Raw genomic sequence first — 14608 nt, forward strand, 5'->3', positions numbered from 1 at the left:
GCGGCGACGTTCATGCGCCAGCGCCTTCATCCGCTCGCGAAGGTCATGGTCATCGCTGCGCCTGGTTTCGTAACGGATCGTCATACGGCAAAAGCCCATGGCTTTACACACCCGCCCCTCTCAGCGGTGTAAACACCGCCTGCCGGGCAATGGTTCGCTCATCTGGTGGTGATCCATCAGATGAGCGACAGCTTTCCGCCTTGCTGCGGGCGTCACCACTTCTTTCCCAAAAGGTCTTTCAAAGCGGCGTTGTCGAGCATGGCATCTGCCAGGAGCCGTTTCAGCTTCGTGTTTTCGTCTTCCAGCGTCTTCAGTCTCTTGGCTTCGGATACGTCCATGCCGCCGAACTTGGCCTTCCACTTGTAGATGCTCGCATCACTGACACCGTGCTTGCGGCAAAGCTCCGAGACCGGCGCGCCCGCCTCGGCTCCTTCAGAATGCCGATGATCTGTTCGTCTGTAAAACGGTTGCGCTTCATTCCCTGGTCCTCTCAATGGGCCAGAGCTTACTTCAAAATGGATTATTTCAACGGGGCAAGGTCGTAGCGAAAAGACAAGCGCTAGATTTTGTAATTCAATTGCATTACCAATAGATATCAATCTGGAGATAGCGATGGCTGCCAATGCGCTCGTCCAAACTCGCATCGATGCTGACGTTCGTGACCGGGCGTCCCTAGTTCTTGAAGGTATGGGACTTACGGTGTCAGACGCGGTTCGCATATTGCTGACGAGAACCGCCAGCGAGGGCGTTTTGCCGCTTGAACTTTTTTCAGGCAGCGAGGCTCACGATACTTGGTTTCGTGCCAAAGTGTTTGAGGCGCTAAATGATACGATGCCGGATATTTCCGACGATGAAGTCGAGGCTCATTTCGAAAAGCGTCGGCAAGCTGCGCGCAATAAGGCGGCGGGTATAACGTCTTGAGACTAACCTGGTCTGCGTTTGCCTTACCGGATCGCGATTCAATTTTTACTTTTATCGAGTTGGAGAACCCCGCCGCCGCCATTTTGGTCGACGAGGCATCGTAGTTGCAGTCCGTCGCCTGATCAATTTTCCCGCAAGTGGAAGAGTCGGGAGAATTGCTGGCACACGTGAGCTTGTAATCAGTGGAACGCGTTACTTAGCAGCGTACACAATCATGGACGCTACGGTTCGAGTACTGCGTGTATTACACGGGGCTCAGGAATAGCCTGAATCTTTTTCAATCAGTTAGACCTTGCCTCTTTTCGCTGTTCAGAGAGCATGCTCGCAGTCCATAAACAGTCTGCAATCATTTTTGCGTTGAGTGATACAGGGACTGAATGGATGACGTTCGTTGGCTGCATCGCAAGCTCTCCGACCATGGCAAGATCATCAGGCAAGACATCGTCCAGACCCAGATCAGCAAGCGTGGTCGGCAGTCCAAGGTCGATGCAGAAATCGATAGCCTCATCTAATTCGTCGGGTGCACGGTTTTCCAAAACCAACAGGCAGATAACACCAAAGGCTACCTTTTCGCCGTGGAAAAAGTGGTGGGTCGGCTCCAGCGCTGTCAAAGCGTCGTGAATGCCGTGTGCCGCCGACACGCCGCAGTTTTCGAAACCAAGGCCACTCAGCAACGTGTTGGCTTCGATGATGTTTTCAACTGCTGGCGTCAGCTTTCCGCCGCGCGCGGCATGAAACGCAGCGCGGCCATCGCGCATCAGTGTTTCATGGCAGGCACGGGCGATTTGCATGCCGGCAATCGTCGTTGAATACCCATCACCGATGTGGTTTTTGGATCGTGATTCAAGATTGGAGCGGGCCTCGTACCAAGTCGACAGCGCATCCCCCATGCCAGAGACCAGAAAGCGGACTGGGGCCTGAATGATCAATGCGCTATCGACCAATACGACATCCGGATTACGGCCACAGCGCACAACCCGGTCATAGACCCCATCTGCCGAGTAAATGACTCCAAGCGAACTGGTCGGTGAATCCGTGGAGGCAATGGTCGGCACGGTCACTATTCTGGCACCAAGATTGAAGGCAGTGATCTTTGCCGTATCAAGCGCCTTGCCACCTCCAATGCCGATAATGACACCGGCCCCCATGGCGCTGCCCTCATCGATGCATCGCGCTACTTCAGCATCGGTGGACTCTCCGCAAAACCGAACAAATCGTGTAGCAATGCGCTTTTGCGCCAGCTCTGCTTCGACAGTTAGTCGAAGCGTATCCCAGAAAAAGCCATCGATAATGATGAGTGCAGCCTTTGCCAGAGGTTCGACAAAGTAGGCAAGATCACCAAGTACGCCCTGGCCCTGAACATATCGAAGCGGGCCGCCATAACCGCGTTGTATCATCTTTCGCGTTCCTCTTTGAAATCAGTTGCGTCAACGCAGCGTCAGTCCACCGTCGATCGTCATGATCTCGCCGGTGGTAAAGCTTGCAGCATCGCTTGCAAGGTAAACGGTGGCTCCTGCCAATTCTTCAACGCCACCGATCCGGTTCTGCACCGCCCCTTTTGCCCAGTGATCACGCACGACATCGGGATGCTCTTTCAGCACGTCATCTGTCAGTTCCGTCCTGATGTAGCCGGGTGCGATGGCGTTGACCCGGATGCCGTGTTCGGCCCACTCGGTCGCGAGGCATTTGGTCAGCATGTGAACACCCGCCTTCGAGACATTGTAGGCAGCGTGGCGGAAAGGCCAATTGACGATGCGGCCCGACATGGAGCCGATATTGATGATCGAACCACTTTTCTGGGTGATCATCTGTCTGCCGACAATCTGCGAGACCAGAAAAACGCCATCGAGATTGACAGACATGGTCTGTCGCCACGTGTGGAGGCTGCACTCTTCTGCCGCAGCGGGAAATACGATGCCGGCATTGTTGACGAGAATGTCGATGCGTCCCCAGCGATCAATGACCGCGTCGGCCATACGCTGCACATCCGCCTCATCGGAAACGTCGGCCTGAATGGCGACGCTGTCGACACCGGTCGCCTTCAAATCGTTCACCAAAACCTGCGCTCTGTCCATGGAGGAGCGAACGACAATTGCTACATCCGCTCCTTGCGCAGCCAACGCCTCTGCCAGTGCCTTACCAATGCCACGCGAGCCGCCGGTGACGATAGCCTTGCGGCCTTTGAGATCGAAGATGGTTTTATAGTTGTTCGCGCTAGACATCGGCAACATCCTCCAGTTTTGAAAATATGATCCTGGTCCTCCACACGGAGCGGGTCAGGCGACCGACGACGTTGTGACCGGCTGCATCTTGACCTCACCCCATTGGCTCAGAATGTGGTCTGCCGTGCGTGTCGCTTGCGCGACAATCGTCAGGGACGGATTGAGAGCCGTTGATGAGGGCAGGAAGGACGCATCCACCACATAGAGATTATCGACGTCCCAGACCTTGCAGTGCGGATCAAGCACGGATGTCTTCGGATCATTGCCGAAACGGGCCGTGCCGCACTGGTGCATAGAAACCTTGATATCCATCTTGTTGGTGATGATCAGCTGGTAACCAAGAGAGCGCATGTGGCGGCTCCACACCTGAACGAGTTCGTTGTGGGATTTTAGGTTATTGGCGGTGTAGCTCAGACGGATTTTGCCATCGGCATCGAGTGTGACCCGGTTTTCAGGATCGGGAAGGTCTTCGGACATCAACCACCAGTCGACGCTGCGTTCGGCAAATATTGCCATCAGCCATTCCGGTGCCCAGCGCGCATTTGCCGTCAGCATGCCGCCCTGCAGTTTCCCAAGCCCCTGCACATTGCCCAGCGGATAGGGTTTTTCACTGTTGGCGAGATAATAATCATTGATCGCCATCGACTTCTGGAATGTCACGCGATTCTTCTTGAACGGAGAGATTGCCATCATCGCCGTGTTGTTGTGCGCCATGTAGTTGCGGCCAAGCTGATCCGACATGTTATTGCCAAGACCACGCTTGTGGGCGTCGTTGGCAGAGCGCAAGAGCAAGGCAGACGAATTGATTGCACCGGCACTGGAAATGAACAGGTCGGCAGAGATCGTGCGGGTTTGCCCGGCCTGTGTGATCTCGATTCCCGTCACGCGATTGCCGGTCGGGTCGGTCAACAATCTGTGGACGAAAGCTTCCGTCACCAGATCAACATCACCTTTGGCAAGGGCGGGATTGACCAGCCTGACTTCCGCATCACCCTTTGCACCCAGCTGGCAGGCAAAACCGTCACAGGTGCGACAGCGGATACAACTTCCACCCTGATGGTAATCGATAGCAATGGGCAGAGGAAAAGGACGAAGCCCTTTTTCACGCAGCTTCTTATCGAAGAAAGCGATTTCAGGCTCGTGACCGATAGCCGGATAGGGCATCGGCCCGGAACGCGGTGGCTCCGTCGGGTCCATGCCGGCGGTGCCGTGAGTTCCCATCAACTGTTCTGCTACATCGTAATAGGGTGCGAATTCGTCGTAAGTGACCGGCCATGCGGGTGCAACGCCGGCCTCGTGCTTAAGGTCACCGAAGTCCTCGGCCCGGAAGCGCAAGGTCGCGGCACCAAAGAATTTACTGTTGCCACCAACATAGTAATAGGTGCTGGGATTGAAATCCTTGCCGTCGCGGTCGCGCCATGTTTCCTTGGTTGCGTATTTGAGCGTATGGAAAACAGCATCGACGCTCCAGTTGTCGGGTTCGCGGGGCAGCCGTGGGCCGCGCTCGATCATCAAAATGCTGCGTCCGCGGCCTGCGAGCCGGTTGGCCATTGCACCGCCACCGACGCCTGCGCCGATGATAACGACGTCATAGAAATCTTTGATTGCGTTCATGTCATTCCTCCCGTTGGCGCGCCCATCCCGCGCAGCCACGTACCTTCACAGGCGTTACATCACTGCCCCGACTTGCCAGGGCACGAATTCGTTATCGCCATAATCGTAGGTTTCGCTCGCAGTCTTTCTTCCAGACGCGGTGTCGAGAACCAATTGGAAGATGCGCTCTCCGGCCTGCTCGACTGTTTCGTCACCGGTGACGATGCTGCCGCAATTGATATCCATGTCCTCGCTCATCCGCTCGAACATCGGCGTATTGGTTGCAAGCTTCAGCGACGGTGCAGGTTTGAAGCCGGAGACCGAACCGCGCCCGGTGGTAAAGCAGATGAGATTGCATCCGCCCGCCACCTGTCCCGTCACGGCCACAGGATCGTAGCCGGGCGTGTCCATAAAGACGAAACCGGACTGGGTGATTTTCTCGGCATATTCGTAGACGGCGTTGAGACGTGACGTGCCGCCCTTGGCGACGGCGCCCAGTGACTTCTCAAGGATCGTCGTCAAGCCGCCCGCCTTGTTGCCGTGTGAGGGATTGTTGTTGAGTTCGGCATTGCCGCGCTCGGCGTAATCCCTCCACCAATCGATGCGTTTCAACAGTTTCTCCGCAACGGCGGGCGATGCCGCCCTGCGTGTCAGCAGGTGTTCGGCTCCATAGATTTCAGGCGTTTCGGCAAGACAGGTCGTGCCGCCATGGCGGATCAGCAAGTCGGATGCATAACCGAGTGCAGGATTGGCGGAGATGCCGGAATATCCGTCGGACCCGCCGCATTCCAGCGCAAGCTTCAGCATCGAAGCCGGCTGGGACGTGCGCACATCGCTGTTGATGGCCGGAAGCATGGCCTCGATTGCCGCAATGCCTTCTTCGATCGTGCGCCGCGTGCCGCCTGTCGCCTGGATCGTCATCGTGCGGAAGCGATCTCCTTCCACCAAACCATGTGCTGTCAGCAGCGCAGGAATCTGGTTGGTCTCACATCCAAGTCCGATCATCACCACGCCACCGACATTGGGATGGGTCGCGTAACCTGCAAGCGTGCGGGTCAGAAATGAATAGCCCTCGGTTTTGGTGTTGATGGCGCAGCCACCACCATGGGTGAGAGCAATGATGCCATCGACATTCGCGAAATCGTTCAGTCGACCCGAAGTGGTAAAGTGGCTCGCGATCGCCCGCGAAACCGTGGCGGAACAGTTTACCGAGGAGATGATCGCGATGTAGTTGCGCGTACCGGCCAGCCCGCCTGGCCGCGCATAGCCCATAAAGGATGCGCGTTCGGATACGGGGACAAAGTCTGGCTCGTGGGCGTCGACGCAGAATTCATGAGCAAGTTCGACATCGCCCATGGCCAAGTTGTGGGTGTGAACATGCTCGCCGATGCCGATATCCTTGCTGGCAAAACCGATGATCTGGCCGTATTTGATGACAGCGTCTCCCGCCTTCATGGGCGAAATCGCCACCTTGTGGCCCTGCGTGATCCGCTCGAACAGCGACGCACCGCCAAGTTCGGAAAACGGTGCCGGGTCCAGCGAAACACGGGCAATCAGGACATTGTCGCGGGGATTTAGGCGCAGGAATGGAGAGCCGGTGCTGTAGGCTGTCATGTCAGTCCTCCTCCCTTTCGAACAAGGCGATCTTGTCCTCGTACATATTGGCCATGACCGCGAACGAGGAATCGAGATGGATGCGCATGGCCAGCTCAGCCTGGTCGGCGCTGCGGTTTTTCAAAGCCTTGACGATGGCTTCGTGCTGCTCTGTCACCATTGCGAGATGCCCCGGCACCGGCGCGCTCAGCTGGCGCATCCGGTCGAGGTGGACCTTGGCAAGGGTGATGAATTTCCAGATGCGTGGATAACCGCTGATCGCCGCGATCCTGCCATGCAGCGCGTCGTCGGCGTCGAGATATCGATCCAGCGTGTTGTTGGCCAGAAGCGTTCGCATACCCGCCACCATCGTGTCGAGCTCCGCAATATGGGCATCCTTGATGAGTGTGGCAGCCTTGCGAACGCTTTCGATTTCAAGCGCTCGCCGTATGACGAAACCTTCTTCGGCGACGGTAAAAGAGATGCGGCTGACATAGGTGCCGGAATGCGGAAAAATATCCACAAGGCCTTCTTCGGCAAGCCGCTGGAGCGCCTCGCGAACCGGCGTGCGTGACACACCCAGCTCAACACACAGGTCTTTTTCGGAGATCACTGCACCGGGCTGCATCTCCAAATGCACGATTGCCTGGCGGAGCGACCCATATATCAATTCGGATTTTGGAGCGACCTTCATCTTTAGTGTGTTCCTAGCGATTTCAACCTAAAGCCTCAGAAAACAGGCATTTCTATGGTCTATAATTTCCGTTGACAGACGAATTGTCATCTGCATTTATATAACTCATATATTAGTTGGCGGCGCAAGTGAAAATTTACCGCCGCCAACAGGGGAGGAGAAGCATCGGTCGGGAGCCCGGTGTGATCCAGCAAAGAGCAGGAAACCAACGGTGATAGTCATTGTTGTGCGCGAAAGGACACGGCGTCGCCTGTCCTTCGTCTTCAACTCTGACAAGCCTCGTCAACAGGTGAATACTCGACATGGCCTTGATCAATTATCTGACGCGTATCGAATTTGAAGAGGGGGCGATTTCACGCTTACCGGCGCTTCTTGCTGAGCTGGGCGTGCACCGACCGCTGATCGCGACCGATCGCGGCCTCGTTTCGACCGGGTTGGTGGAGCGGGTTCTTGGCCTGTTTTCCGAACGTCCCATCGTGTTTGACGGAACACCCGCCAACCCGACAGAAGAGGCGGTCGAGGCTGCTTATGCGCTCTATGTCAAGGAAGGGTGCGACGGGATTGTCGGGCTGGGCGGCGGCTCTTCACTCGATCTTGCCAAGGCTGTCCGCTTGCTCAGCGGCCATGAAGGACCGCTAGCGCAATATACTGCTGTCGAAGGTGGCGCATCCCGCATTCATGGGCGCATCTGCCCCATGATTGCCGTGCCGACTACATCCGGCACCGGCTCCGAAGTTGGTCGCGCGGCTGTCATCATTACGGCTGAGTGCCGCAAGTTAGGTATATTGAGCGGCTTTATGTTGCCCAGCATAGCGCTGTGCGATCCGGAATTGACCCACGGGCTTCCACCCTTCCTGACTGCGGCCACGGGCATGGATGCACTGTCGCACTGCCTCGAAACCTATATGGCGCCCTCCATCAATCCGCCTGCCGAAGCTATCGCCCTCGATGGCCTGAAGCGTGGCTTTCCCGCTATCCGGCAGGCGGTGAAGAATGGCCAGGATCGCAAAGCGCGCTGGGACATGATGATGGCGGCGCTCGAGGGTGCGATGGCATTTCAGAAAGGGCTGGGTGCCGTGCACGCTCTGACCCACCCCCTTGGAGCGATCAGGGAACTCAACCTGCACCACGGCACGCTCAATGCCGTGCTGATGCCAGCGGTGCTGCAATTCAATCGGTCCGTCATCGGCGAGAAATGGGATGTGCTGACGAACATTCTGGATGGTGAACCAGATGCTGTCATCTCGGCGCTCAATCAGGACATCGGAATGCCCTCCGGGCTCGGTGCCATGGGTGTGACGGAAGCCATGATGAACAAGGTTTCGGGCGAGGCGCTGAAGGATCATTGCCATGCAACGAACCCGCGGCTGGCCACGAAAGAAGACTATCTGGAGATCATGCGCCAGTCGTTTTGACGGCGGCGAAGGGAGATGAGACGGCCGGATGGTTCCGGTCGTGTTGACGGGAGGAAGTTATCTATGTCTGACACTGAAATCGGAATGCAGGGTGAAGAGACCGGTCTCTCCAGCCTCAAACTGACGCGACGTGGCGTGTTGAGCGCAGGCGCCGCAATGACGGTGGCCGCAGCACTCGGCAGACCCAATTTCGCCTACGCGCAGGATTTGAAATTCTGTGCGTCGCTGGGCTGGACAGTGTGGGAATCGGGCCGTCACATCGTCAATGGCTATAAGGATGCGATACAGCGTCTGGGTGGGTCGTTGACGATCGCCGACGCCAATTACGACATCAAGAAGCAAGCGGACCAGATCGCGGCATTCGTCGCCTCCAAGCCCGCCGCCATCTTCATCACACCAGCCGATGCCGCAGCTATATCTCCAGCCGTGCAGGCCGCTGTCGCTTCCGGTATTCCGATCTTCTGTGGTGACAGTTATGTGCCCAACACCACCGTTACCTCGACTGCCATGTCGAACAATTTCGGCCTGGGTGCTGCCGGTGCGGAATATATCGCCAAGCGCCTCAACGGTAAGGGCAAGGTGGCGCTGGTCAGTCTTCCTTCCAACGAATCCTGGGACCAGCGCACGCTCGGAGCGCGCTCTGTCTTTATCCGCTTCCCCGATATTACAATTGTTTCGGAAATTGCATTTGCGCTGGGCGGAACCACGACGCCACGCCAGGTGGTGGACAATATTCTGACGGCCAATCCTGAACTGGACGCCATATGGTGTGCTTGGGATGGCGCCGCCTCCGAAGGCACGCTTGCCATCCGCGCAGCCTCCCGCAAAGTGTTCATCACCGGCATCGATGGCGGCAAGCAGTCCTTTGAATACATCAAGGCCGGATCGCCCTTCGCACTGACGATGGCGCAAAGCTTTTATGAGATGGCCTACATGAACGCGTTTTACGCGCATGAGGTCGCAGCCGGGCGCAAAGCGCCACGCTTCGTCATCACGCCGTCCTACGCCGTTACCCAGGACAGTTTGAAAAACCTCTCCGAGATACCGGACAATTACGACCAACCCGGTGAGGCTCTCAAGCTTGGCTGGCCACGCGCACTCTAAAGCGCATCCATCAAAGGCGGGTCCGAAACGTTCGGCCCGCCGCACACCAACAATCGGGACATGATAATGGCCACCGTATTGAGCATGCGGCAAATCGAGAAACGCTTTGGTGTCGTCAAGGCACTGGATGGCGTTCACTTCGAATTGGAAACCGGTGAAATTCATGCGTTGCTAGGTGTCAACGGCGCAGGCAAATCGACGTTGATCAAGATTTTGTCGGGCGTCTACGCCAAGGATACCGGAACAATTGAAATTGCTGGCAATCCGGTCGAACTGGGAACGCCAGCAGCCGCAATCGCGGAAGGCATAGCCTGTGTCCAGCAGCACCCGGAGCTGGTCAACGACTTCACCGGTGTCGAGAATATCTTTCTCGGAGAAGAGGCGCACAAGCCGGGCCTTACCGGACGCATCAACCGTTCTGCCATGCGGCTGGCCGCACAAAAGTTGCTGCAACGGTTCCCTATCGAAATCGATCTCGAACGGCGCGTTGGCGAAATGCCAGCCGTGGACAGGGAAATTGTCGCGGTGCTACACGCCCTACGGCGTGACGATATTAAGATTTTGATCCTCGACGAGCCGACCTCTACCCTGACAGAGCGTGAAAAGGCATCGCTTTTCCAGTTGATGCGCACGCTGAAGGCGGCCGGGATCGCCATCATCTACATCACTCATCGCCTCGAAGAGGTGTTCGAAATCGCAGACCGTTTCACCGTGTTTCGCGGTGGCCGCAATGTGGCGACCTTCACTGCGAAAGAAGCGCTTGAGGACGGCGTTTCCATTCCAGAGCTCATGCTGGACGAAAAGTCCGGCGACATCTTCCCTCCCAAGGCAGACGGTGCGGGCGGTGACGTGATGATGGAGGTCAAGGGTCTCGAAAAGAAGGGACTGTTCACAGACATCAGCTTCACCCTCCGCCGTGGGGAAATTCTCGGCATTTTCGGCCTTGTCGGATCAGGCGTGGATGAATTGTCAAAAGCGCTCTTTGGCGTGATGCGGCCAGATGCAGGCGAAATCACCATCGATGGACAACAAATCAAGTTGAAAGACCCGCACGACGCGCTTCGGCGCGGCATCTTCCTTGTGCCCGGTGACAGGCGCACCGAGGGTCTGACTTTGTCAAAGGACGTGATTTTCAACACGGTGGTCGCGCATCTCGGCAAGGCCTCTTGGGCCGGCGGCCTCATGCGCTTCGGGCGCAACCGCAAGGCCGCCGAGGATCTGGCCAGACGCGTCGCGCTCCAACCGCCAAAGCTGGATCGGCCGGTCAGCGCCTTTTCGGGCGGCAACCAGCAGAAGATCGTGATCGCGAAAGGGCTCTACCGCGACGCCCGGATCTATATCTTTGTGGAACCGACCGTGGGTGTCGATATCGGCGCGCGCGCAACGTTGTATGCACTGATGCGGGAGTTGTCACACAAGGCCGGGGTGATCGTCATTTCGTCCGATTGCGATGAAGTCCACGGTGTCGCTGACAGGTCGCTTGCTCTTTACAAGGGGCGTCCCATCGCCCAGACGGACGCGGCTCCTAGCCGTGATCAGCTTCTTGCTGCAGGTATCATGGGGGTTCGGTCATGAACGAAGGTTTCAAGGTTCCACCGATCGCGCTTCGGCTGGGCGCATTCATTGTACTGCTTGCGTGTATCGCCGCCTTCTTCCAGACATTCGCGCCGGTCTATCTCAGCAATGGCAATCTGCACGGACTTTTGCGCCATATGGCCGTCAACGGTCTGGCAGCCATCGGCCTGACATTCGTCATCGTCGTCAGGCAATTCGATCTTTCATTTCCCGGCGTCGCATCCCTGGGCGCCATGACGCTCGGCTTTCTACTCGCAGCCGGTTATAGTCTCAGCCTTTCGATCAGCGGCGGCATCGCTATCGGCATCCTGGCCGGTGTGCTCAACGGCACTGTCATCGCCTATCTGCGGCTTCCCGATATCGTCGCAACCATCGCAACGGGCGGCGTCGCAATCGGACTGTCCTATTTCTACAGCAACGGTACCTCGATCTCGGAAAACTTCTTCATGTCGGGCATTCTCGACCTGAACGATGCCAAGGTTCTGACCTTCGATATGCCGGTTGTCATTCTGGCCGCAGCCGCAGTCATTGCCGGGATTGTGCTGCATGCATCGCGTTTCGGTCGCGCCTTTTATGCAACCGGCGAGAACCGCGTATCCGCCCGCTTTTCGGGTATTCGTGTCAAACTTTATGTACTGGCAGCCTTTGCGCTCTGCGGCGCCATGTCCTGCCTAGCCATTACGCTTTTGGTCGCTTCCTCGGGCGCGGCGAATGTGACGGCCGGCAACCAGTTGCTGATGCCGGCATTTGCTGCGGTCTACCTAGGAGCTGCTCTGTTCGGAGCGCCGTCCATTCCGGCAACTCTTGCTGGCACCTTGCTGATGTCAGCCATGCTGAACGGCTTCACGCTGCTCGCCATCCCCTACTACTACAGCGATGCGATCGTAAGCCTCGTGCTGATCGCCGCAATCTCGATTTTCGACCCTAAACTGACAGCGGCGCTGGGCAATCTGCTCGGCGGTCGCATGGCCCGATGACGGGAGGAAAAAGGATGACCGTATTGAGCGAAAACATGAGAGCGCAGCGGACGCGCCCGGATATCGAGACATTTTTTGTCCGCTATGGGCTCTTTCTTCTGGTGCTGGCCGCGTTCATTCTGTTCGCCTGGTTGAGACCGACTTTCGTCAGTGCTGGCAATATCAATGACATGCTACGGTCTGCAAGCATTGCCGCGATCATGTTCCTCGGACTGACCTGGATCATCGCAGCTGGTGAAATCGACGTCAGCTTCATGTCGGTGGCTGCACTAGCCAATATGATCGTCGCCGGTTTGGTACAGGCGGGTTACGGCTGGCCGCTTGCATGCTTATGCGGTCTTTTGGCGGGCGTCGTCATCGGCCTCATCAATGGCGGACTTGTTGCGGGTTTCAGGCTGCCTGCGCTGGTCATCACCATCGCAACAGGCGGCCTCGCAGGCTCAATCGCTGCCGCCATCGGCCTTGGCACCTCGATTTCACTGTCATCGACTGGCTTCGTCGGGTCGGTGTTGTCTGCAAATCTTGGCGTCGTTCCGGTCATCGCCATCGTGGTGGCTGTTGTTTACGCTATGTTCTACGTCGTTCAGGAACATCTCACCTTCGGCCACTATCTCTACGCCATGGAACAGAACCGCGCAGCAGTCGTGGAAGCAGGCGTACCGGTCAACCGCATCCTGTTTTTTCTCTATATTCTGTCAGGCGTTGTCTCTGCACTCGCCGGCATTCTGCTGACCGCCGATCTGTCCTCTGGTCAGCCTTACATAGGCAGTTCCTATTTCATCGACGGGCTAACGGCTGTCCTGCTGGGGGGCATGGCGCTGAAATACGGCAAACCCAATGTCGTAGGTACATTGGCCGCCGTTCTGCTGCTCGCTGCCCTTTTGAGCGGTGCCGCCCTTCTCGGCTGGACTGACCAGCAAAGGCAGATCGTTCGCGGCCTGCTGCTTCTCTTCGGCGTAACCGTTGTCGTCTGGGCGCGTCGCCAGAACCGTGCAAAAATCTAAGGCAAAGCATCATGAGCAAGACAATCAAGGCATCCACCCCGCGCCCCGTCGGCAAGACCGGGCTTGAGGTCACGGCACTCGGTATCGGCAGCGCCCCGCTCGGTGGTCTCTATGCACCGGTTACAACGGCTGACGCCGTCGACATGCTGCAAGCCGCCTGGGCGGCGGGCATCCGCTATTTCGATACGGCCCCCATGTACGGCAATGGACGCTCGGAACACTTGGTGGGTCAGGTGTTGCGCGAAACCGGCGAAAAGAGCTTTGTTCTTTCCACCAAGGTCGGGCGTCTGATGACCACCGAAAGGGCCGGTCGCAAACTCCCTCCGGCGCCGCCAAAGAACCCGCTCGACCCCGGCTGGTGGAACGGCCTGCCGTTTCGTGAAGTCTTCGATTACAGTTATGATGGCGTCATGCGCAGCTTCGATGACAGCCAGCAGCGTCTAGGCTTCTCCAATCCCGATATTCTCTACGTTCACGACATCGGCCGCGTCACCCATGCGGATCTGCATGATCACCACTGGACCGCATTGACCAAGGGCGGTGGCTTCAAGGCGCTAACGGAACTGCGGGCTGCGGGCGATATCAAGGGTTTCGGCCTTGGCGTCAACGAATGGCAGGCCATCCGTGATGCGCTCGATGAGGCCGATCTCGATTGTAGCATGCTGGCCGGTCGCTACACGCTGCTCGACCAGGATGCGGAGCGAGATTTTCTGCCGCTCGTGCAAAAGCGTGGCATGGCGCTGGTCGTGGCAGGTGTCTATAATTCGGGCATCCTGGCATCGACGTCGGCCAAGCCGAAGTTCAACTACGCCGATGCGCCGGTCGAGATCATCGAAAAGGCGGATCGTCTGCGCACGATCTGTAATCGCTTCGAGGTACCGCTACCCGCCGCTGCCATCCAGTTTCCCATGCGCCATCCGGCCACCACCTGCGTCGTCATCGGTGCCAAGACGGCGGCCCAGCTCAACGGAAACGTCGCTTGGTTCAATCAGGATATTCCCGAGGAGCTTTGGACAACGCTGGAGACCGAAGGCCTCATTGGTGCGTGATGCGCCGCCCATTCATTTTCACAGGAAGACATGATCATGCTGAAGAATATTCATCCTCTGCTTACCAGCCAGTTGCTGTCAGTGTTGGCGGATATGGGCCACGGCAACGAAATCGCCATTGTTGATGCGAACTTTCCGGCAGCCGCCTGTGGGGAACGCCTGATCGACATGCCAGGCATTCCCGCCACTGATATCGTCGATGCCATCCTCACCGTTTTCCCGTTGGACGACTTTGTCGATCAGCCGGTGAGTTACATGCAAGCTCCCGGCGAGCCGCTGCCGATCTATGCGGAATTTGCCGCCTGTGTCGAGAAGGGTGAAGGGCGCAAAATCGCGCTTGCCGGTATTGAACCATCTGACTTTTACCAGCGTGCAACAAACGCATTTGCCGTCATCGCGTCCGGCGAGCGCAGGCTCTACGGCAATATTCTGCTGAGAAAAGGCGTCGTCCGCCCCTGACG

General features: G+C 57.3%; 13 protein-coding genes and 2 pseudogenes. 9 read left to right on the forward strand and 6 right to left on the reverse strand.

The window, feature by feature from the left end; all coding sequences use genetic code 11:
• Window positions 1–478 (reverse strand): annotated as a pseudogene (locus EKM04_RS22625) (transposase); the annotation flags it as partial.
• 134 nt (window positions 479–612) lie between these two features.
• On the opposite strand from EKM04_RS22625, the gene EKM04_RS22630 reads away from it, so the two are divergent.
• Together EKM04_RS22630 and EKM04_RS22635 are read left to right on the forward strand one after the other, a co-directional pair.
• Complete coding sequence (locus EKM04_RS22630) at window positions 613–921, forward strand: type II toxin-antitoxin system RelB/DinJ family antitoxin (protein WP_183897822.1); 309 nt, start codon at window positions 613–615, stop codon at window positions 919–921.
• Window positions 918–1186: pseudogene (locus tag EKM04_RS22635) on the forward strand (type II toxin-antitoxin system RelE/ParE family toxin). Before EKM04_RS22630 ends, EKM04_RS22635 begins: the two are co-directional and overlap by 4 nt.
• Window positions 1187–1202: 16 nt before the next feature.
• On the opposite strand, the gene EKM04_RS22640 reads toward EKM04_RS22635, so the two are convergent.
• Genes EKM04_RS22640 through EKM04_RS22660 form a run of 5 tightly spaced genes read right to left on the reverse strand, consistent with a single transcriptional unit; the run spans window position 1203 to window position 7023 of the window.
• The gene (locus EKM04_RS22640; RefSeq protein ID WP_183897821.1) at window positions 1203–2318 is read right to left on the reverse strand and encodes a glycerol dehydrogenase; all 1116 of its coding nucleotides are present in this window, start codon (window positions 2316–2318) and stop codon (window positions 1203–1205) included.
• A gap of 30 nt (window positions 2319–2348) precedes the next feature.
• Complete coding sequence (locus EKM04_RS22645) at window positions 2349–3143, reverse strand: SDR family NAD(P)-dependent oxidoreductase (protein WP_183897820.1); 795 nt, start codon at window positions 3141–3143, stop codon at window positions 2349–2351.
• Between the two features lie 54 nt (window positions 3144–3197).
• Window positions 3198–4757: a GMC family oxidoreductase gene (locus tag EKM04_RS22650; protein ID WP_183897819.1), complete on the reverse strand. Its 1560-nt coding sequence runs from the start codon at window positions 4755–4757 to the stop codon at window positions 3198–3200.
• Window positions 4758–4811: 54 nt separating this feature from the next.
• Window positions 4812–6350: a UxaA family hydrolase gene (locus EKM04_RS22655; protein ID WP_183897818.1), complete on the reverse strand. Its 1539-nt coding sequence runs from the start codon at window positions 6348–6350 to the stop codon at window positions 4812–4814.
• A gap of 1 nt (window position 6351) precedes the next feature.
• Window positions 6352–7023 (reverse strand): GntR family transcriptional regulator, encoded by a 672-nt coding sequence (locus EKM04_RS22660; RefSeq protein WP_174154496.1) that lies wholly within the window; start codon window positions 7021–7023, stop codon window positions 6352–6354.
• Between the two features lie 302 nt (window positions 7024–7325).
• Here EKM04_RS22660 and EKM04_RS22665 point away from each other — a divergent pair, with 302 nt between their 5' ends.
• From EKM04_RS22665 to EKM04_RS22695, 7 genes are all read left to right on the forward strand, one after another.
• The gene (locus tag EKM04_RS22665) at window positions 7326–8438 is read left to right on the forward strand and encodes a 4-hydroxybutyrate dehydrogenase (protein WP_174154498.1); all 1113 of its coding nucleotides are present in this window, start codon (window positions 7326–7328) and stop codon (window positions 8436–8438) included.
• 63 nt (window positions 8439–8501) lie between these two features.
• The gene (locus tag EKM04_RS22670) at window positions 8502–9542 is read left to right on the forward strand and encodes a sugar ABC transporter substrate-binding protein (protein ID WP_113492351.1); all 1041 of its coding nucleotides are present in this window, start codon (window positions 8502–8504) and stop codon (window positions 9540–9542) included.
• Between the two features lie 66 nt (window positions 9543–9608).
• Window positions 9609–11117, forward strand: coding sequence for a sugar ABC transporter ATP-binding protein (locus EKM04_RS22675; RefSeq protein WP_183897817.1), 1509 nt, complete (start codon window positions 9609–9611; stop codon window positions 11115–11117).
• On the forward strand, window positions 11114–12094 hold the full coding sequence (locus EKM04_RS22680; protein ID WP_183897816.1) for an ABC transporter permease: 981 nt from the start codon (window positions 11114–11116) through the stop codon (window positions 12092–12094). The genes EKM04_RS22675 and EKM04_RS22680 overlap by 4 nt, the downstream gene beginning before the upstream one ends.
• A 14-nt stretch (window positions 12095–12108) precedes the next feature.
• On the forward strand, window positions 12109–13098 hold the full coding sequence (locus EKM04_RS22685; protein WP_234911057.1) for an ABC transporter permease: 990 nt from the start codon (window positions 12109–12111) through the stop codon (window positions 13096–13098).
• 11 nt (window positions 13099–13109) lie between these two features.
• On the forward strand, window positions 13110–14147 hold the full coding sequence (locus EKM04_RS22690) for an aldo/keto reductase (protein WP_183897814.1): 1038 nt from the start codon (window positions 13110–13112) through the stop codon (window positions 14145–14147).
• Between the two features lie 36 nt (window positions 14148–14183).
• Entirely contained in the window at window positions 14184–14606 is a 423-nt protein-coding gene (locus tag EKM04_RS22695) for an RbsD/FucU family protein (protein WP_113492586.1), read from the forward strand.
• The last annotated feature ends 2 nt before the right edge of the window (window positions 14607–14608 follow it).

It is taken from the genome of Rhizobium skierniewicense Ch11 (assembly GCF_023757665.1).
GTDB lineage: Bacteria > Pseudomonadota > Alphaproteobacteria > Rhizobiales > Rhizobiaceae > Agrobacterium > Agrobacterium skierniewicense.

What these genes read in the sequence shown, in the direction of transcription:
- EKM04_RS22630 (WP_183897822.1), top strand. Translation starts at nt 613, where the DNA reads ATGGCTGCCAATGCGCTCGTCCAAACTCGCATCGATGCTGACGTTCGT.
- EKM04_RS22640 (WP_183897821.1), bottom strand. Translation starts at nt 2,318, where the DNA reads ATGATACAACGCGGTTATGGCGGCCCGCTTCGATATGTTCAGGGCCAG.
- EKM04_RS22645 (WP_183897820.1), bottom strand. Translation starts at nt 3,143, where the DNA reads ATGTCTAGCGCGAACAACTATAAAACCATCTTCGATCTCAAAGGCCGC.
- EKM04_RS22650 (WP_183897819.1), bottom strand. Translation starts at nt 4,757, where the DNA reads ATGAACGCAATCAAAGATTTCTATGACGTCGTTATCATCGGCGCAGGC.
- EKM04_RS22655 (WP_183897818.1), bottom strand. Translation starts at nt 6,350, where the DNA reads ATGACAGCCTACAGCACCGGCTCTCCATTCCTGCGCCTAAATCCCCGC.
- EKM04_RS22660 (WP_174154496.1), bottom strand. Translation starts at nt 7,023, where the DNA reads ATGAAGGTCGCTCCAAAATCCGAATTGATATATGGGTCGCTCCGCCAG.
- EKM04_RS22665 (WP_174154498.1), top strand. Translation starts at nt 7,326, where the DNA reads ATGGCCTTGATCAATTATCTGACGCGTATCGAATTTGAAGAGGGGGCG.
- EKM04_RS22670 (WP_113492351.1), top strand. Translation starts at nt 8,502, where the DNA reads ATGTCTGACACTGAAATCGGAATGCAGGGTGAAGAGACCGGTCTCTCC.
- EKM04_RS22675 (WP_183897817.1), top strand. Translation starts at nt 9,609, where the DNA reads ATGGCCACCGTATTGAGCATGCGGCAAATCGAGAAACGCTTTGGTGTC.
- EKM04_RS22680 (WP_183897816.1), top strand. Translation starts at nt 11,114, where the DNA reads ATGAACGAAGGTTTCAAGGTTCCACCGATCGCGCTTCGGCTGGGCGCA.
- EKM04_RS22685 (WP_234911057.1), top strand. Translation starts at nt 12,109, where the DNA reads ATGACCGTATTGAGCGAAAACATGAGAGCGCAGCGGACGCGCCCGGAT.
- EKM04_RS22690 (WP_183897814.1), top strand. Translation starts at nt 13,110, where the DNA reads ATGAGCAAGACAATCAAGGCATCCACCCCGCGCCCCGTCGGCAAGACC.
- EKM04_RS22695 (WP_113492586.1), top strand. Translation starts at nt 14,184, where the DNA reads ATGCTGAAGAATATTCATCCTCTGCTTACCAGCCAGTTGCTGTCAGTG.